The 26,382-nt window shown below is 41.5% G+C and carries 28 protein-coding genes; 27 read left to right on the forward strand and 1 reads right to left on the reverse strand.

From position 1 onward, the window contains the following. The first annotated feature begins 229 nt into the window (after positions 1 to 229). The 25 genes from ACTJJQ_RS05320 to ACTJJQ_RS05440 all read left to right on the forward strand — a co-directional run bounded on the left by ACTJJQ_RS05320 (position 230) and on the right by ACTJJQ_RS05440 (position 22,858). Positions 230 to 511, forward strand: a complete 282-nt coding sequence (locus tag ACTJJQ_RS05320) for a YqhV family protein (RefSeq protein WP_017367580.1) — start codon at positions 230 to 232, stop codon at positions 509 to 511. A gap of 66 nt (positions 512 to 577) precedes the next feature. Continuing rightward, positions 578 to 1,501: a stage III sporulation protein AA gene (gene spoIIIAA, locus ACTJJQ_RS05325; RefSeq protein WP_440600001.1), complete on the forward strand. Its 924-nt coding sequence runs from the start codon at positions 578 to 580 to the stop codon at positions 1,499 to 1,501. Further along, the gene (gene spoIIIAB, locus ACTJJQ_RS05330; RefSeq protein ID WP_007501189.1) at positions 1,495 to 2,010 is read left to right on the forward strand and encodes a stage III sporulation protein SpoIIIAB; all 516 of its coding nucleotides are present in this window, start codon (positions 1,495 to 1,497) and stop codon (positions 2,008 to 2,010) included. Before spoIIIAA ends, spoIIIAB begins: the two co-directional genes overlap by 7 nt. A 19-nt stretch (positions 2,011 to 2,029) precedes the next feature. Continuing rightward, a complete protein-coding gene (gene spoIIIAC / locus ACTJJQ_RS05335) occupies positions 2,030 to 2,236 on the forward strand; it encodes a stage III sporulation protein AC (protein WP_003153142.1) in 207 nt (68 codons plus the stop codon). Then, a complete protein-coding gene (gene spoIIIAD, locus ACTJJQ_RS05340; protein WP_440600066.1) occupies positions 2,233 to 2,646 on the forward strand; it encodes a stage III sporulation protein AD in 414 nt (137 codons plus the stop codon). The genes spoIIIAC and spoIIIAD overlap by 4 nt, the downstream gene beginning before the upstream one ends. Positions 2,647 to 2,665: 19 nt before the next feature. Then, on the forward strand, positions 2,666 to 3,859 hold the full coding sequence (spoIIIAE, locus tag ACTJJQ_RS05345; protein WP_017357967.1) for a stage III sporulation protein AE: 1,194 nt from the start codon (positions 2,666 to 2,668) through the stop codon (positions 3,857 to 3,859). A gap of 14 nt (positions 3,860 to 3,873) precedes the next feature. Beyond that, positions 3,874 to 4,506, forward strand: coding sequence for a stage III sporulation protein AF (gene spoIIIAF / locus ACTJJQ_RS05350; RefSeq protein WP_098680824.1), 633 nt, complete (start codon positions 3,874 to 3,876; stop codon positions 4,504 to 4,506). A gap of 28 nt (positions 4,507 to 4,534) precedes the next feature. Next, positions 4,535 to 5,170, forward strand: a complete 636-nt coding sequence (gene spoIIIAG, locus ACTJJQ_RS05355) for a stage III sporulation protein AG (RefSeq protein ID WP_373467216.1) — start codon at positions 4,535 to 4,537, stop codon at positions 5,168 to 5,170. Beyond that, a complete protein-coding gene (locus ACTJJQ_RS05360; protein WP_024718861.1) occupies positions 5,170 to 5,802 on the forward strand; it encodes a SpoIIIAH-like family protein in 633 nt (210 codons plus the stop codon). Before spoIIIAG ends, ACTJJQ_RS05360 begins: the two co-directional genes overlap by 1 nt. Before the next feature lie 194 nt (positions 5,803 to 5,996). Next, a complete protein-coding gene (gene accB / locus ACTJJQ_RS05365) occupies positions 5,997 to 6,479 on the forward strand; it encodes an acetyl-CoA carboxylase biotin carboxyl carrier protein (protein WP_019743732.1) in 483 nt (160 codons plus the stop codon). Positions 6,480 to 6,490: 11 nt separating this feature from the next. Beyond that, entirely contained in the window at positions 6,491 to 7,840 is a 1,350-nt protein-coding gene (gene accC / locus ACTJJQ_RS05370) for an acetyl-CoA carboxylase biotin carboxylase subunit (RefSeq protein ID WP_008342217.1), read from the forward strand. Between the two features lie 25 nt (positions 7,841 to 7,865). Then, positions 7,866 to 8,273 (forward strand): Asp23/Gls24 family envelope stress response protein, encoded by a 408-nt coding sequence (locus ACTJJQ_RS05375; RefSeq protein WP_017357965.1) that lies wholly within the window; start codon positions 7,866 to 7,868, stop codon positions 8,271 to 8,273. Between the two features lie 209 nt (positions 8,274 to 8,482). After that, the gene (gene nusB / locus ACTJJQ_RS05380; RefSeq protein WP_008342218.1) at positions 8,483 to 8,875 is read left to right on the forward strand and encodes a transcription antitermination factor NusB; all 393 of its coding nucleotides are present in this window, start codon (positions 8,483 to 8,485) and stop codon (positions 8,873 to 8,875) included. 14 nt (positions 8,876 to 8,889) lie between these two features. Continuing rightward, positions 8,890 to 9,741 carry a bifunctional methylenetetrahydrofolate dehydrogenase/methenyltetrahydrofolate cyclohydrolase FolD gene (gene folD / locus ACTJJQ_RS05385; protein WP_007501171.1) on the forward strand — a complete coding sequence of 284 codons (852 nt, stop codon included), beginning with the start codon at positions 8,890 to 8,892 and terminating at the stop codon, positions 9,739 to 9,741. A gap of 70 nt (positions 9,742 to 9,811) precedes the next feature. After that, a complete protein-coding gene (xseA, locus tag ACTJJQ_RS05390; RefSeq protein WP_440600002.1) occupies positions 9,812 to 11,170 on the forward strand; it encodes an exodeoxyribonuclease VII large subunit in 1,359 nt (452 codons plus the stop codon). After that, on the forward strand, positions 11,154 to 11,414 hold the full coding sequence (locus tag ACTJJQ_RS05395) for an exodeoxyribonuclease VII small subunit (RefSeq protein ID WP_003215880.1): 261 nt from the start codon (positions 11,154 to 11,156) through the stop codon (positions 11,412 to 11,414). The genes xseA and ACTJJQ_RS05395 overlap by 17 nt, the downstream gene beginning before the upstream one ends. Then, positions 11,398 to 12,294, forward strand: a complete 897-nt coding sequence (locus ACTJJQ_RS05400; RefSeq protein ID WP_434083013.1) for a polyprenyl synthetase family protein — start codon at positions 11,398 to 11,400, stop codon at positions 12,292 to 12,294. Before ACTJJQ_RS05395 ends, ACTJJQ_RS05400 begins: the two co-directional genes overlap by 17 nt. A 151-nt stretch (positions 12,295 to 12,445) precedes the next feature. After that, positions 12,446 to 14,347 carry a 1-deoxy-D-xylulose-5-phosphate synthase gene (dxs, locus tag ACTJJQ_RS05405; RefSeq protein ID WP_008342222.1) on the forward strand — a complete coding sequence of 634 codons (1,902 nt, stop codon included), beginning with the start codon at positions 12,446 to 12,448 and terminating at the stop codon, positions 14,345 to 14,347. Beyond that, entirely contained in the window at positions 14,344 to 15,198 is an 855-nt protein-coding gene (locus ACTJJQ_RS05410) for a TlyA family RNA methyltransferase (protein ID WP_007501164.1), read from the forward strand. Before dxs ends, ACTJJQ_RS05410 begins: the two co-directional genes overlap by 4 nt. Before the next feature lie 366 nt (positions 15,199 to 15,564). Then, positions 15,565 to 16,014, forward strand: a complete 450-nt coding sequence (gene ahrC / locus ACTJJQ_RS05415) for a transcriptional regulator AhrC/ArgR (protein WP_007501163.1) — start codon at positions 15,565 to 15,567, stop codon at positions 16,012 to 16,014. Positions 16,015 to 16,048: 34 nt separating this feature from the next. Continuing rightward, a complete protein-coding gene (recN, locus tag ACTJJQ_RS05420; protein ID WP_073413970.1) occupies positions 16,049 to 17,782 on the forward strand; it encodes a DNA repair protein RecN in 1,734 nt (577 codons plus the stop codon). Between the two features lie 198 nt (positions 17,783 to 17,980). After that, positions 17,981 to 19,258, forward strand: a complete 1,278-nt coding sequence (gene spoIVB, locus ACTJJQ_RS05425; protein ID WP_007501161.1) for a SpoIVB peptidase — start codon at positions 17,981 to 17,983, stop codon at positions 19,256 to 19,258. Positions 19,259 to 19,540: 282 nt separating this feature from the next. After that, a complete protein-coding gene (gene spo0A, locus ACTJJQ_RS05430; protein ID WP_440600003.1) occupies positions 19,541 to 20,344 on the forward strand; it encodes a sporulation transcription factor Spo0A in 804 nt (267 codons plus the stop codon). Positions 20,345 to 20,793: 449 nt separating this feature from the next. Continuing rightward, a complete protein-coding gene (locus tag ACTJJQ_RS05435) occupies positions 20,794 to 21,894 on the forward strand; it encodes a Rap family tetratricopeptide repeat protein (protein WP_007501159.1) in 1,101 nt (366 codons plus the stop codon). Positions 21,895 to 22,120: 226 nt separating this feature from the next. After that, positions 22,121 to 22,858 carry a glycerophosphodiester phosphodiesterase gene (locus ACTJJQ_RS05440; RefSeq protein WP_440600004.1) on the forward strand — a complete coding sequence of 246 codons (738 nt, stop codon included), beginning with the start codon at positions 22,121 to 22,123 and terminating at the stop codon, positions 22,856 to 22,858. Between the two features lie 33 nt (positions 22,859 to 22,891). On the opposite strand, the gene ACTJJQ_RS05445 is transcribed toward ACTJJQ_RS05440, so the two are convergent. Next, positions 22,892 to 23,128 carry a DUF2627 domain-containing protein gene (locus tag ACTJJQ_RS05445; RefSeq protein WP_017357960.1) on the reverse strand — a complete coding sequence of 79 codons (237 nt, stop codon included), beginning with the start codon at positions 23,126 to 23,128 and terminating at the stop codon, positions 22,892 to 22,894. Positions 23,129 to 23,277: 149 nt separating this feature from the next. Here ACTJJQ_RS05445 and ACTJJQ_RS05450 point away from each other — a divergent pair, with 149 nt between their 5' ends. Next, positions 23,278 to 25,350 carry a sigma-54 interaction domain-containing protein gene (locus ACTJJQ_RS05450; RefSeq protein WP_041506974.1) on the forward strand — a complete coding sequence of 691 codons (2,073 nt, stop codon included), beginning with the start codon at positions 23,278 to 23,280 and terminating at the stop codon, positions 25,348 to 25,350. Positions 25,351 to 25,475: 125 nt separating this feature from the next. Next, on the forward strand, positions 25,476 to 26,369 hold the full coding sequence (gene yqiS / locus ACTJJQ_RS05455; protein WP_008342231.1) for a phosphate butyryltransferase: 894 nt from the start codon (positions 25,476 to 25,478) through the stop codon (positions 26,367 to 26,369). Positions 26,370 to 26,382: the final 13 nt, after the last annotated feature.

Genomic DNA, 26,382 nt, shown 5'->3' on the forward strand with positions numbered 1-26,382 from the left:
TCTATCACGCTGAAAAGAAGACAAAGGGATAAAATCAAGTTCATTTTATCCCTTTGTCAACTATCTGAGACTGTAAACTTCGTGTTTACAGTCTTTTTTTATTTGAAAAATAGGACGCCTCGTTATGACACCCCTTACTCTATTCTCTCATCCATCTCTCTTCCTTTTGAAAAACAAGACTACTTCTAGCTAGTGAAGCATATAGTGTAAAAAAAGCTGGAGGTTCTATATGAAACAATTTCTCCCGGGTATACACCCATCAGTCGCTGCCATGGCAGGGATGAGGTTTTTATCTGCCGCGATTGAACTAACGGCCGCCATCCTCATTTTAGTGACAAATGATGTGCGTAAAGCGGTTGTCATCAATAGTATATTAGCGATCATCGGGCCGCTCATTTTTATTATCACGATGACGATTGGAATCTACCAAATTGCAGGGCAGTTATCCTATGCGAAGCTTGTGTTTATTTTCATTGGTGTCGTATTTATTCTTGTTGGAATTTATAAGTGAAATGGCTTGGCATAATTAACGGCATGCATCATACATTTTAGAGAAGAAAAAAAGGAGGGGAATTCGTTGCGGAGTTTGTTGGATATTCTCCCGCACTCAATTGGACAAGAACTCAGCATGTTAAAAGAAGCAGAGTGGGCGCAAATAGAAGAAATCCGCATTCGCACCGATCGCCCAATTGAGCTGATGCAAGGAGGAAAACCCCGCTTTCTTTCCTATCATACAACAGGTGAAGATGCGGCTCAGCTATTAGGCAGGCTCAGTAATTACAGCATGTACACACTGGAGGAAGAGTTAAAACAGGGCTATATCACCATATCTGGCGGACATCGGGTTGGGCTTGCTGGAAAGGTCATCGTCGAAAATGGATTCGTCAAAGGCTTAAGAGATATTTCTTCATTTAATATTCGCATCGCAAAAGAGAAGATCGGAATTGCTTTGCCGTTTCTCCCTTATTTATATGAAAAACATTGGTGTAACACACTGATTATAGGTTCGCCGCAAACCGGGAAAACGACATTGCTGCGTGATCTAGCACGTCTTGTCAGTACAGGAACAACAGCCATTTCTCCTAGAAAAACAGGGATTATAGATGAACGATCTGAAATCGCAGGTTGTATAAGAGGAGTGCCGCAGCATTCTTTTGGACACCGGATTGATGTACTTGATGCGTGCCCAAAGGCTGAAGGGTTAATGATGATGATCAGGTCCATGAGCCCAGAAGTCATCATTGTCGATGAAATCGGAAAAAGTGAAGATGTACAGGCACTGCTAGAAGCAATCCATGCTGGAGTCACCATTATCGTCTCAGCTCATGGGTATTCTCTTGAAGACTTATCTAAACGGCCATCATTTGAACCGTTATGGCAGCTTCGTGTGTTTGATCGATATGTGGAATTAAATAGAGAAAAGGGGCCTGGCACGATCGGACGGATATTTGACCAAGAGGGACAAGAGCTGAAGAGGAGGCGGGGAGTGGACGTATGTTAAAGCTTATTGGTGCTATTTTCATTGTTGCGGCTACGACATGGGGAGGATTCGAGTTTGCGAAGCGGTACAGTGATCGGCCAAAGCAAATCCGCCAGCTCCGGTTTGCACTCCAATCTCTTGAAGCTGAAATTATGTATGGTCAAACACCTTTAGCTAGAGCCGCTGACCAAATTGCGTCCCAAGTAGGACCACCTGTGAATCGGCTATTTGAACAATTTGCAGAAAAACTCAACGTCGGAACCTTTTCTGCGAGGCATGCATGGAATGAAAGTCTAGAGGATGTATGGAAAAAAACCGTATTAAAAAAAGGCGAATATGAGGCGCTGAAGCACTTTGGAGAAACCCTTGGTCAGCATGATGTGACGGCTCAGCAAAAATATATCAAGCTAGCTTTAGGCCATTTGGAATCAGAGGAAAAAGAAGCTGAAGTTGCCCAAGCGAAAAATGAAAAAATGGTGAGAAGTCTTGGTTTTCTAAGTGGGTTACTACTGATTCTGTTATTGATGTGAGAAGAAGGGAGTCGAGAGCATGGGCGTTGATGTAAACGTCATTTTCCAAATTGCGGGAGTGGGTATCGTTGTGGCTTTTCTCCATACGATTTTAGATCAAATGGGGAAAAAAGAGTACGCACAGTGGGTGACACTGCTTGGATTTATCTACATTTTATTTATGGTTGCTACCATTGTGGATGATTTGTTTAAGAAGATTAAAGCCGTATTTCTATTTCAAGGATAGGGGAGGGCTTACAAATCGAAATCATTCAAATTGTTGGACTTGGTTTAATCGCTACTTTTCTAGCATTAATTGTCAAAGAACAAAAGCCAACCTTCGCCTTTATGCTTATTGTGTTTACTGGGTGTGTCATTTTCCTTTATCTAATCGATCAAATCTATGCCATTATCTCCATGATTGAAAAAATTGCAGCAAGCGCAGGCGTCAATATGAAATACGTTGAAACCATTTTGAAAATCATTGGCATTGCCTATATTGCAGAATTTGGTGCCCAGCTCACAAAGGATGCGGGACAAGGCGCCATCGCTTCAAAAATAGAGCTTGGCGGCAAGATTCTTATTTTGGTCATGGCGGTACCGATTTTAACGGTCATCATTGAGACGATCCTAGGTATGATCCCGTCCATGACTTGATGGAAAAGAGGTGATGATGATGAAACGGGTGACAGCTGTGCTAGGGTTTATGATGTTCTTTTGGATGATCGTTCCGTATGCAGGTGCAGAAGAAAGTGTGCCTTTATCAAGTGAAGAACCGGTCGCAGAAGAAGTTGCGGGTGGACAGGCTGATGCCTTAGAGCTTCATTCTATCAGTGACTTTTGGGAAACGATATTGGACGAGTATGGCGGATTTCTGCCTGAAAGCCAAAAAGGTACAGTGAAGGAAATGATCGATGGCGATAAAGAGCTATCTCCCCAAACGTGGCTGAAGGCTTTTGTTCATTATCTGTTTCATGAGCTGATTGCCAATGGAAAGCTCTTAGGCACACTTATATTACTCACCATCTTTTGTTCGCTTTTGCAGCTTTTGCAAAATGCGTTTGAACAAAGCACTGTTAGTAAAGTTGCATACGCTCTTGTTTATATGGTGCTTATCATTATTGCATTAAACAGTTTTCATGTTGCGATCTCTTATGCAACAGAAGCCATTCAAACGATGACTAGTTTTATTCTTGCTCTTATTCCTCTTTTATTAGCACTTATTGCCTCATCAGGCGGGCTTGTCTCAGCCGGATTCTTTCATCCTGTGATTTTGTTTTTAATGAACACGAGCGGTGTTTTTATTCAATATGTCGTTCTTCCGCTCATCTTTTTATCAGCGATCTTGAGCATCGTCAGTACATTGACCGAACAATACAAAGTGACCCAGCTTGCCCAGCTGTTAAGAAATGTCGCCATTGGCGGGCTCGCTGTTTTTTTAACTGTATTCCTCGGCGTCATTTCTGTACAGGGGGCATCTGCTGCTATCACGGATGGAATCGCTCTTCGCACAGCCAAGTTTATTACCGGAAATTTCATCCCTGTCCTTGGCAGAATGTTTACTGATGCGACAGATACCGTTATCAGCGCCTCTGTGCTGCTGAAAAATACGGTTGGCCTTGTAGGCGTCGCCATTTTGATTTCAATTGCGGCTTTCCCAGCGATTAAAGTGCTGTCGCTCGCTCTGATTTATAAACTGGCCGCTGCGATTCTTCAGCCTTTAGGGGGCGGGCCGATTATAAGCTGCCTTGATGTCATTTCAAAAAGTGTTCTTTATATATTTGCTGCATTAGCTGTTGTATCGCTTATGTTCTTTTTAAGCATTACCGTTATCATCACAGCTGGCAACCTCACCATGATGATGAAGTAAGGAGGGGACACCATTTGAGTTTTCTCACAGAATGGATCACAAGTATTATTCTGTTTATTTTATTTGCGATTGTGATTGATCTTTTGCTTCCCAATTCAAGCATGCAGAAGTATGCAAAAATGGTCGTCAGCTTATTGTTGATTGTGGTGATGCTCAATCCGATCTTTGCGTTATTCCGGGCAGATCCGGACCAAATTTTCTCAGAAATCATGAAAGGGAAGGACCAAGCGCAATCAGAAGAAATAAAAAATCAGGTGAATTTAGAAAAAAAAGAAATACAAGCTTCACAGCGTGCATATATTTTAAAGCAAATGGCTGTCCAACTAGAAAAAAGCGCAAAGGAGCCACTGGAGAAGGAGAGCTATGAAATGAAACACGTAGAAGTGTTGGCAGATGAGGAGCACCTTGATCAGAATATGGAGGCAGATCAATTTCGCATCAAAGCAGTCCTTGTCCCGCTCACAGGTGATGCTGTAGAAACGGTGGCAAAGGTCGACATTGATCTCTCCAGGCAAAAGGAGGAAAGCGCCGGGGCGTCAGCAAAAGAGATGGCGAGGGTGAAAGAGACGCTTGCAGATGTATGGAATACACGGCCTGAACACATTGCGCTGAACATTGAGGGAGGTGACGCAGCAGATCATGAATAACAAAGACTGGAGACAAAAACTGAAATCAATGTTCCAAGCACCTGAAAAAGGTGAAGGGAAACCAAAATTAACGAAGCACCATTACTTACTGCTTGTCTTCATCATCGGCGTGTCATTCATGTTAGTCAGTCAAATTTTGTCACCGCCATCAAGCAAACAAGAGGCTGCTGTTCCTGCGTCTAAAAAAACATCCTCAGAAGAGCAGGCGGTGTTCAAACCATCCTCTTCAGGTAAGTCAAACAACTCGATAGAGGATGTTGAACAAGAATACGAAAATCAGCTGAAAGAGATTTTAGAAACGATCATTGGTGTTGAGGATGTTTCTATCGTAGTAAATGTAGACGCAACTTCTTTAAAAGTGTTTGAAAAAAACAAATCCAATAAAAGCACTACGACCGAGGAAACAGACAAAGAAGGCGGCGTGCGAAGTGTCACGGATCAAACAAAAGAAGAAGAGATTGTCATTATTAAAAATGGAAATGAAGAAACACCTGTTGTTGTCCAAACGAAAAAGCCAGCCATTCGAGGTGTCCTCGTTGTTGCTCAAGGAGTAGACAACGTTCAAATAAAGAAAACCATCATTGAAGCGGTTACACGAGTGCTTGATGTACCGAGCCATAGAGTGGCTGTTGCCCCTAAAAAAATCAAGGAGGATTCGGAATGATGTTAAAAAAACAAACGGTTTGGCTATTAACGATGCTAAGTTTAGTTGTCGTATTAAGTGTGTACTATATCATGTCTCCACAAGGTGAGAATGCTGTGACAGTAGAAGATACAAAATCAAAAGGAATGGAAGAGAAAAAGGCTGAGCCAGAAAAAGGGACTGACAAAGGAACCGAAAAGAACGCAGAAGAGAAATCAACTGACAAAGAAACCAATGCGAAACAAGAAGATGTTGAAACAAGTGGAGAAGAAGGAAAGGCTGTTTCAGAGCAGACCGACGATGAACTTTTCACAACCTACAGACTTGAACTGGAAGATAAGCGCAGCAAGCAGCGTGAAGAGTATAACGAAATCGTGTCTAGCGATGATGCAACAGCGCAAGAGAAAAGTGAAGCTTATGATCAAATGACAGCACTTAGTGAGGCAGAAGGAACAGAGCGTCAGCTGGAGACATTAATCAAAACAAAAGGATATAAAGATGCGCTCGTCAGTGCAGAAGGAGATAAAGTGAACATCACGGTTCGTTCTGATAAAAAATCAAAGTCCCAAGCAGCAGATATTATTGATTTGGTCACAAAAGAAATGAGAGGGCTTGATAACGTAGCCGTCACTTTTGAGCCATCGAATCAATAAAAAATGCACAAGCGCCCTTTTCTGAAAAGGGCGTTTTTTCATGCGGGTTGACGCCCTTTTTCAGGTGCTTGTGCGAGGAGTCTCATCACATTAATAGTTGAATTCAACGAAATCCTCCTGTAAGATGGTTATAGTATGTACTTTTAGTACTAGCCTATAAAAAAAGATAAATCCATACATAGGGGTGCAAATCCATGTTAAAAATTGAAGAGATTCATGAACTAATTAAATTAATTGACGAATCAACAATTGATGAATTTACGTACGAAAACGAAGGTGCAAAAATCAAGTTAAAGAAAAATAAAGAAGTCGTTCAGCAAGTTGCGGCACAAGCACCAGTGGCTCCTGTCCAAGCAGCTCCAGCTCAACAAGCTCCTAAAGCACAAGCTCCAGCTCAGACCGAAGCCCCTGCACAAGAGGCAACTGCGTCTGAAAACCTGCATAAAATCACATCCCCAATGGTTGGCACATTTTACGCTTCTTCTTCACCAGAAGCAGATCCATATGTGACAACAGGTTCTAAAGTGAAGGAAAACTCAGTTGTATGTATCGTTGAAGCGATGAAACTGTTTAATGAAATCGAAGCAGAAGTAAAAGGCGAAATCGTCGAAGTATTAGCTGAAAACGGTCAGCTTGTAGAATTCGGACAACCCCTCTTTCTAGTGAAAGCAGAGTAAGGAGTACGATCATGATTAAAAAGCTATTAATTGCAAACAGAGGAGAAATCGCAGTTAGAATCATCCGTGCTTGTAAAGAGCTTGGAATTGAAACAGTTGCGGTATTTTCTGAAGCGGATCGTGATGCGCTGCATGTTCAAATGGCTGATGAAGCATATTGCATCGGACCGACTGCTTCAAAAGATAGTTATTTAAATGTGACAAATATTGTCAGTGTGGCAAAACTAACAGGTACAGATGCCATCCATCCAGGATATGGTTTCCTTGCTGAAAATGCAGACTTTGCAGAGCTTTGCGAGGAATGTAATGTCATCTTTGTTGGACCAACTGCGTCAGCAATTTCCAAAATGGGAACGAAAGATGTGGCAAGAGAAACAATGAAGCAAGCTGGTGTTCCAATTGTCCCTGGTTCTCAAGGAATTGTAAAAGATCTTGATGATGCTGTTTCAACAGCAGCTGGTATTGGGTATCCTGTCATTATTAAAGCAACTGCAGGCGGCGGTGGTAAAGGTATCCGTGTGGCTCGCACAGAAGAAGAGCTCATTAACGGTGTCACCATCACGCAGCAGGAAGCAGCACAAAACTTCGGGAACCCAGGTGTCTATTTGGAGAAATTCATTGAAGACTTTAGACACGTTGAAATTCAAGTCCTTGCTGATCAGCATGGGAATACCATTCACTTAGGTGAACGTGATTGTTCTATCCAAAGAAGAATGCAAAAGCTTTTGGAAGAAACGCCATCACCTGCACTAAATGCAGATATTCGTGAGCAAATGGGTGAAGCTGCCGTAAAAGCAGCCGAAGCTGTTGAATACACAGGTGCTGGAACGGTTGAATTCATTTACGATTATAATGAAGAGAAGTTTTACTTCATGGAAATGAATACACGTATCCAAGTAGAGCATCCTGTAACGGAAATGGTCACTGGTGTTGATTTGATCAAAGAACAGATCAAAGTAGCTTCAGGTGAAAAGCTTTCTCTTACGCAAGAGGATGTCGTATACGAAGGCTGGGCGATTGAATGTCGTATTAATGCAGAGAACCCTGAGAAAAACTTCATGCCTTCTGCTGGTGAAATTAAAATGTACCTCCCGCCAGGCGGTTTAGGAGTACGTATTGATTCTGCCGCTTATCCTGGTTATGTGATTCCGCCATATTACGATAGTATGATTGCGAAAGTGATCACATATGGTAAAACGAGAGAAGAAGCAATTGCAAGAATGAAACGTGCGCTTCAAGAATTCGTCATTGAAGGAGTCTACACAACGATTCCATTCCACCTCAGATTACTAGAGCACGAAACATTTGTGAGCGGTAATTTTAATACGAAGTTTTTAGAAACGTATCAAATTATGAAATAATAACAGCTTTCGGAGGTGAATGATCGTGTCAGAAAACAATTTGCTTGAAATGAACCTTGATGAAGATCAATTGGGAAAAGTGCAAATTGCGCCAGAAGTGATTGAAGTCATTGCTGGGATCGCTGCATCAGAGGTCGAAGGAATTGCGGAAATGCGCGGCAACTTCGCTGCTGATGTGGCAGAACGCTTTGGGAAGAAAAATCACCGTAAAGGTGTGAAAGTAGATGTCTCTGATGAAGGCATCACAATTGATGTGTATTGTGTGGTTGAATTTGGCCTATCCATTCCAAAGGTATCCACTGCTGTTCAAGAAAATATCCGTCAAACCCTTTTAAACATGACGGCCTTAACGATTAATGAAATCAACATTCATGTCGTCGGCATTCAATTTGATACAAAAACAGCTGAAGCTGAAGTTGATCAAGAAATGTAAAAAGGGTTGAAGTGAAACCAAGGAGGCATTGCCTCTTTGGTTTTTTAAAGCCCATTTTTGGGAAAATTCCGCATGATGATTACGTCACGCATGGAGTGATTCGTTTTTCGTCATAGCTCGCATGGATCTTGGTGCGACTACGGTCAAAATATGTTATGATCTCTGTATGGCTTAACGACAAGCGGATAAAGTGGTTAAAGGAGTAAATAATGAAAAGAAGAACTGCAAGAGAAAAGGCGCTACAAACATTATTTCAAATTGATGTCAGCAATATTGATCCGAAAGAGGCCATTACACATGCGCTGGATGAACAAGAATCAGATCCTTTTTTCGAGGAACTGGTTTTCGGTGTGCTCGAACAAAAGGACAAGCTCGATGACATGATTTCACAGCATCTTGTGAATTGGAAACTTGATCGTATTGCGAACGTAGACAGAGCCATTTTAAGGCTGTCTGTGTACGAAATGGTATATCAAGAAGATATCCCGGTGAGTGTTTCAATGAATGAAGCCATTGAACTGGCTAAATTGTTCGGTGACGATAAGGCGCCGAAATTTGTAAATGGTGTACTTTCAAACATTAAAAACGACCTAAAGCAGTAATAGGAGGATTCGACATGACAGCAACAATCATCGATGGGAAAGAAACAGCAAAAGAAAAGCGTGAACAATTAGCAAAAGAAGTAGAAGAGCTAAAACAAAAAGGAGTCACACCTGGTCTTGCCGTTATTCTAATCGGTGATGATCCGGCTTCACTTTCTTACGTACGCGGGAAGAAAAAAGCAGCAGAAGCCATGGGCATGCATTTCCAGCTTGATCATTTAGATGCTTCTTTAACAGAAGAGGAATTGCTAAAGATGATTGATCAGTACAATGCAAATGATCAATTCCACGGAATTCTTGTTCAGCTTCCACTGCCAAAACATATTTCTGAAAAAGCCGTCATTGAACGAATTTCACCAGAGAAAGACGTAGATGGTTTTCATCCGCTGAATATCGGGAAAATGCTACTTGGGGAAGACACATTCCTCCCTTGCACACCAGCAGGTATTGTTGAATTATTGAACAAAACAGGTGTGGATCTCTCTGGTAAAGAAGTGGTCGTTGTAGGACGAAGCAATATCGTCGGCAAACCAGTTGGACAATTGCTATTAAACGAAAATGCAACCGTCACCTACTGTCATTCAAGAACGGCGAACATTTCAGAACATACGTTAAAAGCGGACATTTTAGTTGTTGCCGTCGGTCGAGCAAACTTTATTAAAGCTGACCAAATTAAAGAAGGCGCTATTGTCATTGATGTAGGAGTCAATCGTCTAGAAACGGGGAAACTTGTAGGGGACGTTGACTTTGAAGCAGCAAAAGAAAAAGCTTCTTACATCACACCAGTCCCTGGCGGAGTGGGTCCAATGACAATTACGATGCTTGCACACAATACGGTTAAATCAGCAAAACGTACATTATCATAAGCTTGATCCATTCATCCACCTGCGTGCTGCCGGTGGATGAATGTGCGTTTTTGAAGAGGAGGAATACGTCATGAGTGAAAAAGCCTTTGTGACGGTCACAGCCCTTACAAAATACATAAAAAGAAAATTTGATGTTGACCCTCATTTAGAAGATATTTGGATCAAAGGTGAGTTATCAAATGTGAAGATTCATTCAAGAGGTCATGTTTATTTCACCTTAAAGGACGAAAATGCACGTATGCAAGCTGTCATGTTCCAGCGCTCCGCGTCCAAGCTGCCTTTTTCACCAAAGAGCGGAATGAAAGTGTTCGTACGTGGCGGAATTCAAGTCTACGAACCGAGCGGAAGCTATCAATTATATGCAAAAGAAATGCAGCCTGATGGTGTTGGTGCTCTTCATCTTGCCTATGAAGAGCTGAAGAAGAAACTAGCAAGTGAAGGCTTATTTGATGAGCGCTATAAAAAAACAATTCCTGAATTTCCAGAGGTTGTTGGTGTTATTACATCCCCAACGGGAGCAGCTGTTCGAGATGTCATTACCACGATCAATCGGCGCTATCAGCAGGCCAAGATCATTGTGCTTCCGGCATTAGTCCAAGGAGAAAATGCTCCGCGTTCGATTGTGGAACGGATTAAAGAAGCCAATGAAAAACAGCTTTGTGATGTCTTGATTGTCGGGAGAGGCGGAGGATCGATTGAAGAACTTTGGGCCTTTAATGAAGAAGCAGTCGCAAGAGCGATCTTCGCATCAGACATTCCAATCATTTCTGCGGTTGGGCACGAAACAGACTTTACCATTAGTGATTTCACTGCAGACATGAGAGCACCCACACCAACAGGAGCAGCAGAACTAGCTGTTCCAAGCACCGCCGACTTAATCGAACGAATCAAATCAATCGACATTCGGTTAACAAGAGCAGTGAAAAATCGAACGTCACAAGCAAAAGACCGTCTTGTGGCACTTCAATCCTCTTATGCTTTCCGTTTTCCAAAGCGATTACAAGAGCAAAAAGAGCAGCAATTTGATATGGTATTTGATCGTTTTCAAAAACAGCTGACAAGACAAATGGAACAAAAACGCAGTCAACTTGACCGCCAAACATATAGGCTGAAGCCGCTTCATCCAAAAGAGCAGCTGCTTCAGGCGAAAAAACGCCACGCCAATGAAACAGAACAGCTCATTCGGAGCATGAATGTGCAAATGAAATCAATTCATTCGCAGTTCCAATCGGTTCTTGGTAAACTAAATGCATTAAATCCGCTTCAAGTCATGGAAAGAGGCTATAGTTTAGCCTATAAAGAAGATGAGCTCATTAAAAGTGTGAATCAAGTAGAAATGAAGGATCAACTGACGATTACAATGAAGGATGGACGTCTGATTTGTGAGGTTATTGAGAAGGAGGGCAATCATCATGACAGAATCAAATAAACAAAAAGAAGAACAAATGACATTTGAAGAGGCCATGAAAGGACTTGAAGAGATTGTGGGAAAGCTCGAAGAAGGCGATGTACCGCTAGAACAAGCCATCCACTATTTCCAAGAGGGCATGACACTCTCAAAACTTTGCCATGAAAAATTACAGCATGTTGAAAAGCAAATGGATTTCATTTTAAAAGAGGACGGTGAACTGGCTCCTTTTTCAGTGAAGGAGGCAGATGCTGGTGACAAGTAACTTAAACGAATTTTTAACAACACGAAAACAAGCAATTGAAGATTATTTATTTACATACGTGCAGGAATTGTCTATTCCAGAAGAACTGAAATCTTCTATGCTTTATTCTCTGAAAGCTGGCGGAAAAAGACTGCGTCCTGTTCTTGTTCTTGCTCTTTTAGATGCGTATGGAAAAAGGGAAGAAGACGGTATACCAGTAGGCTGTGCAGTGGAAATGATTCATACGTATTCCTTGATACATGATGATCTTCCTTGTATGGACGATGATGATCTGCGCAGAGGAAAGCCGACCAACCATAAAGTTTATGGCGAGGCAACAGCCGTTCTTGCAGGTGATGCGCTGCTCACTGAAAGCTTCCGTCTGATTACATCGCAATTATCTGACGATGTACCTGCTGATCAAAAGCTTAGAATCATCGATGAACTTGTTACATCAGCAGGTGCACTCGGAATGGTTGGCGGGCAATTTGATGATATGGAAGCAGAACAGAAACAAATCCCTCTTTCTGAATTAGAATCGATTCATGCTCGCAAAACAGGAAAGCTACTCACCTTTAGTGTGGTTGCTGGTGCGATACTGGCAGGTGCACCTGATGATGAGATCGAAAAGCTGAGAGAATTCAGCTATCATATTGGCATTGCTTTTCAAATCCGTGATGATATTTTAGATCTTGAAGGCAGCGAAGAGAAAATAGGAAAGCGGATCGGCTCCGATACAGCAAATGAAAAGTCGACATATCCTTCTTTATTAACGCTTTCAGGAGCAAAAGAAAAGCTGGATGAACATATTACTCGTGCGAAAGAAATTGTCTCAAATCTTGAGTTAGAGCAAAAATTGCTGCATGATTTATGCGATCTGATTGCCTCACGAGATCACTAAAAACAGCCTAGATTTGAGGGTCCTCGAGCAATTGTGGTAAACTGTAAACAGTTTATCATGATGAGACAACTCTTATTCCTGAATTGGTTTTCATAGGAATAAGGCATTATATATGTAGATAGAAATTTTGTTGAAAGCGAGTTGATCCTGATTGGATCTTTTATCAATAAAAAATCCAACGTTTCTAAAAGGAATGTCAAATGCAGAATTAGAGGAGCTTAGTGCGGACATTCGCACGTTTTTAATTGAGTCGTTAGCGAACTCTGGTGGGCACATTGGTCCAAACCTTGGTGTCGTTGAACTTACTGTTGCACTTCACAAAGTATTTGACAGCCCGAAAGACAAATTTCTTTGGGATGTTGGACATCAGTCTTACGTTCACAAGCTGTTAACTGGAAGAGGCGCCGAGTTTGATACACTTCGTCAATATAAAGGGCTCTGCGGTTTCCCTAAACGAAATGAAAGTGAACATGATGTTTGGGAGACTGGACACAGTTCAACCTCATTATCTGGTGCAATGGGAATGGCGGCAGCGCGTGACATTAAAGGAACAGATGAATACATTCTCCCGATTATCGGCGATGGTGCACTAACCGGCGGTATGGCGTTAGAAGCACTGAACCATATCGGGGATGAAAAAAAAGACATGATTGTGATCTTAAACGACAATGAAATGAGTATTGCGCCAAACGTTGGTGCGATCCATACAATGCTTGGCAGACTACGTACAGCTGGTAAATACCAATGGGTAAAGGACGAGCTTGAATACTTATTCAAGCGTATCCCAGCAGTAGGCGGGAAGCTTGCTGCAACAGCAGAACGTATCAAGGACAGTCTGAAGTATTTGCTTGTCTCTGGTATGTTCTTTGAGGAAATGGGCTTTACTTACTTAGGACCAGTAGATGGACATTCCTATGAAGATTTGTTTGAGAATCTTGAGTACGCAAAGAAAACAAAAGGCCCGGTTCTCCTTCATGTCATCACGAAAAAAGGAAAAGGCTATAAGCCGGCCGAATCTGATAAGATCGGCACATGGCACGGAACAGGTCCATACAAAATTGATACAGGTGACTTTGTGAAACCGACAGCAGCTGCACCGTCATGGAGTGGTCTCGTCAGTGAAACCGTCAGAAAGCTGGCACGGCAAGATGAGCGGATTGTCGCAATTACACCTGCAATGCCTGTTGGCTCAAAGCTTGAAGGGTTTGCAAAAGAATTCCCAGAGCGAATGTTTGATGTTGGAATTGCAGAGCAGCACGCTGCAACAATGGCAGCTGGACTTGCTACACAGGACATGAAGCCATTTTTAGCGATTTATTCAACATTCCTCCAAAGAGCTTATGATCAAGTGCTGCATGATATTTGCCGTCAAAATCTCAATGTGTTCATTGGAATTGACCGTGCAGGTCTTGTCGGTGCAGATGGAGAAACGCATCAAGGTGTGTTTGACATTGCTTTCATGCGTCATATGCCGAATATGGTTCTCATGATGCCAAAAGATGAAAATGAAGGACAGCATATGGTCAACACAGCCATTCAATATGATGATGGTCCAATTGCCATGCGCTTCCCGCGTGGAAATGGACTAGGCGTCAAAATGGATGAACAGCTGAAAACCATCCCAATTGGTTCTTGGGAAGTTCTTCGTCCCGGGAAAGATGCTGTCATTTTAACATTCGGTACAACCATTAAAATGGCGCTGCAGGCAGCAGAAGAACTGCAAAAAGAAGGAAAATCAATTCGTGTTGTCAATGCACGTTTCATTAAGCCTCTTGATGAAGGCATGTTAAATGAGATACTGTCTGAAGGTTTGCCAATTTTAACAATAGAAGAAGCGGTGCTACAGGGTGGATTTGGCAGCAGCGTACTAGAATATATTCACGACAAAAAAGCGTCTCATATAAAAGTAGAACGTATGGGCATTCCAGATGAATTTATTGAGCATGGAAGTGTCGATGCGCTACTTGAGGAAATTGGACTGACGAAAACACAGGCTGCTGAAACGTTACGTGACCTGCTTCCCGCAGCACCAAGAAAAGGAATTGGATCATGACATCAAAGAAAGAACGACTTGACGTTTTATTAGTCGAACAAGGACTAATGGAAACGAGAGAGAAAGCAAAACGCGCCATTATGGCAGGGATCGTTTACTCAAATGAAAACCGTTTGGATAAGCCAGGAGAAAAAATCGCTCGTGATACCCCGCTGACTGTGAAGGGGAATCCGCTGAAATATGTCAGCCGAGGTGGGCTAAAGCTCGAAAAGGCACTTCAAGAATTTGATTTAACCGTTGAAGGAAAGCTTTTAATTGATATCGGCTCATCAACAGGGGGATTTACAGATTGCGCACTCCAAAATGGAGCAGTCAAATCCTATGCTGTGGATGTTGGCTACAATCAGCTTGCGTGGAAATTACGACAGGATGATCGGGTGATCGTCATGGAACGCACCAACTTCCGCCATTCTGTTCCGGCAGATTTCACCGAAGGATTACCAGAGGTTGCATCTATTGATGTATCATTTATCTCGCTCAAACTCATTCTTCCCGCATTAAAGCATATTCTTATCCCAGGCGGCGACTGTATTGCGCTAGTAAAGCCGCAGTTTGAAGCGGGCAGAGAGCTTGTTGGAAAAAAAGGCATTGTGCGAGAACCTTCTGTACATCTTGGTGTGCTAGAAGAAATGAATCAATTTGCTGCAAAAGAAGGCTATGATGTAAAGGATGTTTCTTTTTCACCCATTACAGGCGGAGATGGAAATATCGAATTTCTCCTCCACTTGGTCCTGCATCCTGATCAAGAAGAGAATACGGCACTTCCAGTATCTGAACTTGAAAAAGTCGTCAAAGAAGCCCATGCCGTATTGAAAGAAAAGAAAAACAGTCCTGAGCCGGCTGACACATGAATTATTGAAACAAAAGGAATAATAGCTCGCTATTATTCCTTTTAGATTGTTGACAAAGGGCTAAAATGAACCTGATTTTAGCCCTTTGTCTTCTTTTCAGCGTGATAGAAAACTTTTGCAGTCTAGGAAGGGCGAGTACTGGCGCGGAGCGAATTTTGGATTCGTGAGCACCAGAGCGCAGGACTGACAAAGAATGCGAGGGTTTGTCTACATGCTGAAAGGAATAATATCTCGCTATTATTCCTTTTTACATGGTCAAAAGATCAGAATTAACCGTTTCTCACGTAATGCTTGTTTTTTGAAGTGTGCATCATATAACATAGAACGTAAAGACAAACTGAGATTCTAACGCCTAGGGGGGTCAAAATGAACAAAGGTCAAAGACATATTAAGATTAGAGAAATTATCGCAAGCCAAGAAATCGAAACACAAGACGAATTAGTCGATATTTTGAAAGCGGATGGATATAACATCACACAGGCGACCGTATCAAGAGATATCAAAGAACTGCATTTAGTCAAAGTGCCAACAAATAATGGAACATATAAATACAGCCTTCCTGCAGATCAGCGGTTTAACCCGCTATCAAAATTAAAGCGTTCCTTAATGGACGCATTTATTAAAATGGATGCTGCCAGTCATTTAATCGTTCTAAAAACAATGCCTGGGAACGCTCAAGCCATCGGTGCTTTAATGGATAATTTAGATTGGGAAGAAATTATGGGAACCATTTGTGGGGATGATACCATCTTAATCATTTGCCGCACGCCAGACGATACGGATACCGTTTCGTCCAAAATTTTAGAGCTTCTATAAAGAGATCAGGTTTACAAAAAGAGGTGTCAAATGAGTGTTAGCAGAACTAACCATTAAAAACTTTGCAATCATTGAGGAGTTAACGGTTTCGTTTGAAAAAGGACTCACAGTTCTAACAGGGGAAACAGGTGCCGGAAAATCAATCATGATTGACGCTGTCTCACTTCTCGTAGGGGGAAGAGGATCATCCGAATTTGTCCGTTATGGCGAAAAAAAAGCAGAGCTTGAAGGTCTTTTTCTTGTACCAGCAGATCATCCTGTATTTGCCCTTTGTGAGGAGCAAGGAATTGATGCATCTGATGAAATGATGATTCTTCGCCGTGATATCAATCAAAGCGGGAAAAGCATTTGCCGCATTAATGGTAAGCTTGTCACCATCTCGCTTTTAAGAGAAGTTGGCCGGCTTTTGCTTGATATACATGGACAGCACGATAATCAGCTGTTAATGGAAGATGAAAATCATTTGCATTTGCTTGATCAATTTGGAGCAGATGAAATTGCACCTGCTCTCTCACAGTATCAGGAAGCGTATGATCAATATATGAAGACAGCGCAAAAGCTCAAACAGCTGTCTGAAAATGAACAGGAAATGGTTCACCGGTTAGACTTATTGCAATTTCAGCTGGAAGAGATTGAAGCGGCACAATTAGAGCCTGGAGAAGATGAGAAGCTTCAAGAGGAACGTCATCAAATTAGCAATTTTGAAAAAATCTTTTCCTCGCTTCAAAACGCATATAATGCTCTGCGTAATGAGCAGGGAGGACTTGATTGGGTTGGAATGGCTTCAAGCGAGCTTGAGCAAGTTTCTGAGATCAACGACGATCTGAAAAAGCTCTCTGAGCAAGTGTCAAACTCCTATTATTTATTAGAAGATTCTACTTTTCAAATGCGCAGCATGCTTGATCAATTAGAATTTGACCCAGCCCGTCTTGATTTTATTGAGTCTAGGTTAAATGAGATGAAGCAGCTGAAGCGAAAATACGGCACAACCGTTGAGGAAATTTTAGAATATGCGGCTAAGATTGAAGAGGAGATAGACCAAATCCAAAATCGAGACAGCCATTTGCAGACACTTAAAAACAAACTTGACGCGATAAGCCGGGATGCATTGCTTGAAGCGCTCAACGTGTCAGAGCTCCGTAAAAAATGGGCGAAAAAACTGGCGAAGCAAATTCAAGCTGAATTGAAGGATTTATATATGGAGAAGTCTTCTTTTGATACCGCTTTTACGATTCGATATGCACCATTTGGCAGTACGGACTGCCCGCTTTTAGATGGAAAACCCGTACAGCTCGGGAAAAATGGCATAGATCAAGCGCAATTTGTCATTTCTACAAATCCGGGTGAACCGATGAAATCTTTGTCAAAAGTAGCATCTGGAGGAGAAATTTCGCGTGTCATGCTGGCAGTGAAAAGTATTTTCTCAGCGAAACAAGAAGTGACGTCCATTATATTTGATGAAGTGGATACGGGCGTTAGCGGCAGAGTCGCACAAGCCATTGCTGAAAAAATTTATAAAGTAGCAGCAGGCTCACAAGTACTCTGTATTACCCATCTGCCGCAAGTCGCAGCAATGGCTGATACACATCTTTTTATTTCTAAACGCGCTAAAGCTGGTAGAACAATGACGAACGTCAAACCACTAAGTGATGATGAAAAAGTGAGTGAAATCGGCCGAATGATTGCTGGTGTAGAAGTCACTGAGCTCACAAAACAGCATGCAAAAGAATTACTGCACCAAGCAAATGATGTCAAAACGACAGGGTAGCTGAAACAACAGCTGCCTTTTTTATATTGTCTCATATTCGCCGTATATACGCATGAAATCGTCTTTTTCTTTTATCAATTTATCCAATCATTTTCTAAAGGTGCCGGTTATAAATCCTCGCTAAGAAGGCAAAAGTAAAGATGTAGCCAAAACATTAATGTTCTGGTGTGGGTAAGGAGCGAGGAGAGTGAAAAATGAATGCCCGAAAAGATGAGAAAAGCCATTGGTGTGATTCTCCTTGTTTCTTTAATAAGTACAGGGTTTATGAGCATAGTGAAGGAATATATCAGCATTCCAACAACTGTCGCAGTATTTGAACACGAGAAGCATTCGATTGATACATCCATTGAAGCGTCAGCCAATGCTTCTTCACCAGCCTTTAGTCTTTCAGAGAAAAAGAATCAACTTGAAGTAACGGGACAAAAGGCGGGAAAAGCCGAAATTGTTTATGATTTTAAAGGATTTCCTATTAAGAAAACAAAAGTCGATGTTCTTCCCGAATTAAAAGTCATTCCTGGAGGACAATCCATTGGCGTCAAACTCCACTCTGTCGGAGTTCTCGTTGTCGGTTTTCATCAAATCACAACAGCAGACGGCAAAAAATCACCAGGTGAAGCCGCAGGCATTCAATCAGGGGATATGATCATTGAGATCAATGGTCAGAAAATGGAGAAGATGAATGACCTCACCCCATTTATTCAGAAAGCCGGAAAAACGGGGGAAACCCTTCATTTACTCATAAAAAGAGACCATAAAACCTTTCAAACGACATTAACACCCGCGAAAGATGCAAGTGAAGGTACTTATCGAATCGGTCTTTATATTCGTGATTCCGCAGCAGGAATCGGGACGATGACCTTCTTTGAACCATCTTCTAAAAAATATGGCGCCCTTGGGCATGTGATTTCTGACATGGATACAAAAAAACCAATCGTGGTCGACAATGGTGAAATTGTCAGATCAACTGTCACATCCATTGAAAAAGGGACAGGAGGCAACCCTGGAGAAAAATTGGCCAGGTTTTCTTCCGAAAGAAAAACGATAGGTGATATTTCACGTAACAGTCCATTCGGTATATTTGGTACGTTAACCGAAAAACTTGAAAATCATGTAGCAGACAAACCACTTCCAGTCGCATTATCAAATGAAGTAAAAGAAGGTCCAGCCGAAATATTAACGGTTGTGGACCATGATAAAGTAGAGAAATTTGATATTAAAATCGTCAGCACAACACCACAAAAATTCCCGGCAACAAAAGGAATGGTGCTTAAAGTAACAGATGAACGCTTATTAAGCAAAACGGGCGGGATCGTTCAAGGAATGAGCGGTAGTCCGATCATCCAAAATGGCAAAGTCATTGGAGCGGTCACTCACGTGTTCGTCAATGACCCGACAAGCGGATACGGCGTACACATTGAATGGATGCTGTCAGAAGCAGGAATTGACCTTTATCAAAAAAACAAAAAAGCAAGCTGATGAAAACTGCCGCGAATCTTCCGGCAGTTTTTTTCTACCCTTTCTTTCTCTTCCATCATGTTATAAAATAAGGGAAAAGAGATTTTTCGACAAAATGGAAAACAGTGTGTTGTCAAATTGCAATAATCGTCGATTCATTAAGAAAAACGTAGAAAAAGCTAGATAATGCTCTATTATTCGGAAAATTAAACTTTTTTAAAGGGGATAGCATGGTTTTGTCGAATTGAACACTCAGAAGAGAAATGCAAAAGACTAAGGAATCGACATTGGGGAGGAAAGAACGTGGAGAAAATTAAAGTGTGTGTAGCTGATGACAATCGAGAACTTGTTGGCCTTTTGACAGAGTATATTGAGGGACAGGAAGATATGGAAGTACTTGGCGTGGCGTATAATGGTCAGGAATGTCTGACATTATTTAAAGATAAAGAGCCCGACGTTCTCCACTTAGATATTATCATGCCTCATTTAGATGGTCTTGCTGTACTGGAACGCCTCCGTGAAAACAATGAAATGACCAAACAGCCAAGTGTCATTATGCTGACGGCTTTCGGACAAGAAGACGTAACGAAAAAAGCAGTCGATTTGGGCGCATCCTACTTCATTTTGAAACCATTCGATATGGAAAACCTCGTAGGTCATATTCGTCAAGTCAGTGGAAACGGCACACAAGTCAGCCATCGATCTTCATCTATCCAAAACAGTGTCCTTCGCAGCAAACCTGAATCGAAACGTAAGAACTTAGATGCGAGCATTACGACGATTATTCATGAGATTGGCGTGCCAGCTCATATTAAAGGTTATTTATACTTAAGAGAAGCCATTTCAATGGTGTACAATGATATAGAACTACTCGGCAGTATTACAAAAGTATTGTACCCAGACATTGCAAAGAAATTTAACACGACAGCCAGCAGGGTAGAACGAGCGATTCGTCATGCCATTGAAGTGGCTTGGAGCAGAGGGAATATTGACTCCATTTCGTCACTCTTTGGCTACACAGTCAGCATGTCAAAAGCCAAACCGACCAATTCCGAATTTATTGCCATGGTGGCTGATCGTCTGCGTTTAGAGCATAGAGCAAGCTAAGTCACCTTCCATAAAAAAACGTTTCTTCAATGAGGCGTTTTTTTATTTTTGTAAAATATTGCTAAAAAATGGATATGTTGATAAAATCATCTTTAATGTTTAAATTGGACAAACGGGTCGCTTTATTTTCAGAATAAAATGAAAAATAAAGCATGAAAGAAATGAATAGGACATAAAATAGTGGTAATCAGCTACGCTAATCAATTGGCTTATAGAAGAAGAAAACGCTCATTCGTAAGAAAAAGGATGAGAGGAAAAGGTCTTATGTAATTAGTAAATAAAGTAAATGAGATCGAAAGTTCTATTTCTATTGACCTGATTGGTTGGCGTTTTAAAGTCACTGGCTTCTTAGAGATTGTGCCATTTGAACTGAATATTCCCATTGTCGAATTTAATAATTTTCACATTCTTTTACTATGCTATAATAATGAAAAGAAGAGGGTGAGGTTATGGGAAAGCTGAAAATCCACTCTGCTGAGGTTGCGAACGAAATTAGCAAGTGGACGAGGGTCATTTCTCAGAATGACCTAGAAAAATCTGCTGTCTATAAAGAGAAAATTCAGAATTTGCTAAAAAATACAGATGAGGATCGAGAAGTTCTTCTTTATTATCAGCTAGTCGACGGCAGACATGAAATGTTACTTGGAAATATTGAAAAAGCCAATCAGATTATGAAAAGTGTCGGAACGCTGGATGAAAAAGCAGATGACATTATTAATTTTTATTTTTACTTTTATAAAGGCCAATATGCTGCCTATGTCAAAAAATATGATGAGGCGATTAGTTTTTATAAGATTGCTGAGCAGCGGCTAAAACGTGTGAATGAAGATCTTGAAGTCGGAACTTTTCATCATAAAGTCGCTTCCATTTATTACGAACTGAAGCAAAATTTCATTTCCATTAATCATATTAAAAAAGCCATTGATACGTTTAAAGCGCATGAAGAATATACCGCACAGGCGATTGACAGCTTGATCTTACATGCGAGCAACTGTATCGATTTACTACAGTTTGATGAAGCTGAGGAAAAGTACCAAGAGGCACTTGAGAAAAGTAAGCGCATTAACAATGAAGTGCTGATTGGGAAGTGCTATCACAATTTAGCGGTTCTTTATTACGCAAAACATGATTATGAAAAAAGTGCGCAATACGCCAAAAAAGGGATGAGCATTCAAATTCATCGCGACAATAGCCATTATTTCATCCAATCTTTATATGTTCTCGCAAATGCCTTAGTTCATTTAGGAGATCATGAGGCGAAAGAATATATTAAAGAGGGGATTCAATATAGCTGCGATATCCAAAATAATGAATATATAGTAAAATTTGAAATTTTGGATTTGATGTGCGAAAATAGTGGAGCAGCAGACGTATTCTCTGAAAAATTAGACTACATAGAAAAAAATAGATTATATGTGGAGCTTGAGGATTTGTCTGAACAAATATCGAAATACTTCAAGGAACGAAATGATTATCAAAATGCCATTCGTTTTCTTGAAAAGAAATTCGATGCGCAAATACTTCAAAAGAAAGTGGAGGTTATCTTATGAAAAAGTTGTTGTTAGGTGTAACAATCGTTACAGCAGTCGCAGTTGTTTCTTCCCTTTTTGCTCTTGACGCAGAGACGACAGAGCAAGCCATCAGAGCGATTACGTGATCGAATTTACCTGTCAACCTCTTCTCTCTTATTAGAAGAGGTTTTTTTATGTGCTCAAACTGGCAAAACGAAAACAGACACGTCATAATATAGGTAATCATCATATTTAGAGGTGGCATATGACGAAAATTTTTGCACATAGAGGCTTTAAAGGAAACTATCCAGAGAACACCATGATTGCCTTTGAGCACGCACTCCATTCTGGAGCGGATGGGATTGAGCTTGATGTTCAGCTCACCAAAGACGGCAGACTAGCTGTCATTCACGATGAAAAGCTGAACCGAACGACCAATATGAAAGGGTTAGTGAAAGACTATACATATGAAGAGTTAAAAAGAGGAGATGCGAGTCATTCTTTCTATGAAGAAACGGGTGCGGTCTCCATTCCTCTATTAGAAGAAGTATTAGAGCTAGTGACGCAGAGACCATCCTTTATGATCAACATCGAATTAAAAAACTCTATTTATCGATATCCAGGGATTGAAGAAAAAGTAAAAGAGCAAATTGAGCACTTTCAAATAGAGGAACGAGTACTTGTCTCATCATTTCATCACGGCAGTTTAGCTCTTTTTCACAAGCTGATGCCGCACATTGAACTGGCAGTCCTCACGATGGATGTGATTCATCAGCCGGACATGTATTTAAAAACAATCCCGGCTAAGGGCTACCATCCGAATATAAAGGGCGCTGGGGTGATAAAAGAAGTAGTAGCCGCTCTCCATGCGGACCAACAAGTGATTAGACCGTTTACTGTAAACAGTGAGAAGCAAATAAAAAATATGTTGAGATTGGGTGTTGATGGAATCTTTACTGATTTTCCTGATCGAGCCGTCAAAATAAGAGAAGAAATGAAATAAAGACCTGCTATCAACAGCGGGTCTTTTTCATGATTACCTTTGCTTAAAACGAGTTGTTACTTTATTTCGTTTACGGTCCCTATATAAAATAAATCCTGCAACAACGTAAAGACCTCCCCCTAAAAATAACAACCCTGCAATTCCTTGCAGCCATAAATATGGAAATGGTGCAATGATGATGCCGAAAACAGTGTCACGCAGCAGCTTAATGCCAAGTGCTGCAAAGGCTCCAGGTATTAAAATAATCACTAATGCCAGTATTCTCCCCATCAAATGTCCCCTTAAACGTCATTTACTTCCATTGTCTAATTCAAAAAATATTTTGTCAAGAAAGGAAAACGTGGTAATATAGGTGTTGTGCAATTTTTTGCAACGGAAAAATATGGTGTGCAAAATTTTTCATATAAAGGGGTAACGGGATGCAGAGAGTCTTGATTGTCGGTGCAGGACAAGGTGGATCAGCACTGCTTGAAACATTGCTGAAAACAAATACGGTTCAAATCATTGCGATCGCCGACCTTGATCTCGAGGCACCGGGGATGGATGAAGCGAAAAAGAATGGAATTGAGACGACGACGGATTGGAAAGAATACATAAAAGATGACATTGATATCATCATTGAAACCACAGGCAGTTCTGCTGTACTGAAGGAACTAATTGAACAAAAACCAGAGCATGCTGTGATTGTGCCTAGCTCGATGGCATACGTCATTTCAGAATTAATGGCAGAGAAACAACAGCTTATTCAAATATTGAAGGAACAAACCTATAAACATGACCGCATTTTTAATGCAACGAATGATGGCATGATTTTTATTAATATGGATGAAGAAGTGGTCCTGTTTAATCGATCGGCTGCCAAAATGGTGGGGTGTTCGCAAAAGGATGCGATTGGCCGTCACATTCGAGAAGTGATTCCGAACACGAAACTTCCCGATATATTAAGGTCAAGGGAGCCAGAATTTAACCAAAAGCAATTTTTGAATCAGCAAATTCAAATTGTGACCACCCGTCTGCCGATTATTGATGACGCGGGGAGAATGTTAGGTGCTTTATCCATCTTTAAAGACATTACAGATGCGGTGGAGCTTGCGGAGGAAGTAACGAACCTCAAAGAAGTAAGAACGATGCTTGAGGCCATTATTCAATCATCAGATGAAGCCATATCGGTTGTCGATGAGCAGGGAAAAGGTATTTTGATCAACCGTGCTTATACGAAAATGACCGGTTTAACGGATAAAGAGGTCGTGGGGAAACCGGCAGGCGCTGATATTTCCGAAGGGGAAAGCATGCACTTAAAGGTGCTTGAAACAAGAAGACCAGTTCGAGGCGTCAGAATGAAGGTTGGTCCAAATAAAAAAGATGTCATCGTCAATGTAGCACCTGTTATTGTGGACGGCATTCTAAAAGGCAGTGTCGGGGTCATTCACGATGTATCCGAAATTCAATCATTGACGAATGAATTAAATAAAGCAAGACAGCTCATTCGAACACTTGAAGCAAAGTACACATTTGAAGACATTATTGGAGAAAGTGAACAAATGCTTGTCGCACTTGAGCAGGCAAAGCTGGGTGCAAAAACGCCGGCAACCATTTTACTCCGCGGAGAATCAGGTACTGGGAAAGAGCTGTTTGCGCATGCCATTCACAATGAAAGTGATCGCAAGTACAACCGCTTTGTCCGTGTCAACTGTGCTGCCTTATCAGAAACTCTTTTAGAGTCAGAACTGTTTGGCTACGAGGAAGGAGCGTTTTCTGGTGCAAGGCGTGGCGGGAAAAAAGGGCTGTTTGAAGAAGCCAATCACGGCAGTATCTTTTTAGATGAAATCGGTGAAATGACGCCAAGTACCCAAGCGAAATTGCTGCGTGTCATGCAGGAAAAAGAAATTGTTCGGGTAGGCGGAACGAAAGCGATACCGGTTGATGTGCGTGTGATCACAGCGACAAATGTCAATATTGAAAAGGCGATGGCAGAAGGAAAGTTCAGAGAGGATTTATATTATCGAATGAACAGATACCCGATATCGATCCCACCGCTCAGACAGCGTCTCGAAGATATTGAATCATTAAGTAAACGCCTCATCCAGAAGATCAATTTAGACTATGGGCGAAACGTCAGCGGCTTAACAGATCGTGCGCTTAATAGACTTCGATCATATAGCTGGCCAGGCAACGTGAGAGAGCTTGAAAATGTGCTTGGACGAGCGATGATCTTTTTGAATCCGCAAGAAGAATGGATCGATGAAGCGCATATCGCCTTCATGGAGTCAGACGAGCATGAGGAAAAAGAGCAGCAGGAACTGGCTGTTAGTCAATTTGAGGGGGAGACGCTCTCGGATGCTGTAGAAGCATTTGAAGCGCAGTTGATCAAACAAACCCTTGAAAAACATCAATTCAATCGCACAAAAACAGCGAAAACGTTAGGGATCAGCATTCGAAATCTTTACTATAAAATGGATAAGTATCAGCTTGCAAAAGATAGCATGCAGTAACATGCACGTAACCTGCAAGAAATTGCATAATTTCTTTGCAAAAAGGCTTATTTTTCACACATTTCAAGCTGGCACGGAACTTGCATATAAAAAGAGGAACCGAGCACAAGGAAAGGTGGGCAAGTATGAAGCTTGACGATCTGATTATCAAAGCCTCGCAGCTGCAGAATAAAACAGCGGCTGTGGCTCATGCAGAAGACGAAGAAGTGCTTCATGCCATCAAAATGGCAATCGAACGAAAAGTCGCTCGCTTCCTGCTGGTTGGAAACAAACGCAACCTAAAGGAGCTAGTCAAACAGCATGAGATCAATGAAGACTGGATAGATATTATTCATTCAGATTCACCAGAAGAATCTGCAAAAATTGCCGTTCAGGCAGTAAGTGAAAATCATGCAGATATTCTCATGAAGGGTCATGTCCCGACAGCCGTACTGTTAAAAGCTGTCCTAAATAAAGAATATGGTCTTCGGACAGCGAGTGTCCTTTCACATGTTGCAGCCTTCGAAGTACCGGGCTTTGACCGTTTTATCTATGTGACGGACTCTGCGATGAACATTGCGCCTGATTTAAATATGCTGAAAGAAATTACGGTGAATTCCGTTCAAGTCGCGCAAGCTGTCGGAAATGATATGCCCAAAGTGGCGGTATTATCAGCGGTAGAAGTCGTAAACCCAGCGATGGATTCGACGCTCACAGCTGCAAGTCTTGCGCAAATGAATCGAAGAGGTCAAATTTCTGGCTGCCTGATTGATGGGCCGCTTGCTTTAGATAATGCCATTTCTCAAACGGCAGCTTCTCATAAAAATATTACGAGTGATGTGGCTGGTCATGCAGATATTTTGCTTGTGCCAACCATTGAAGCAGGCAACATTCTTTATAAATCTCTCATCTACTTTGCTCATGCAAAAGTGGGAGCTGTGGTGGCAGGAGCGAAAGCACCGATTGCTTTAACAAGCCGGTCTGATTCAGCTGAAAGCAAGCTCTATTCAATTGCACTTGCCATCTGTACATCTAATTAAGCGAAAGTATTAG

Source organism: Bacillus sp. 22483 (genome assembly GCF_052044605.1).
GTDB lineage: Bacteria > Bacillota > Bacilli > Bacillales > Bacillaceae > Bacillus > Bacillus altitudinis.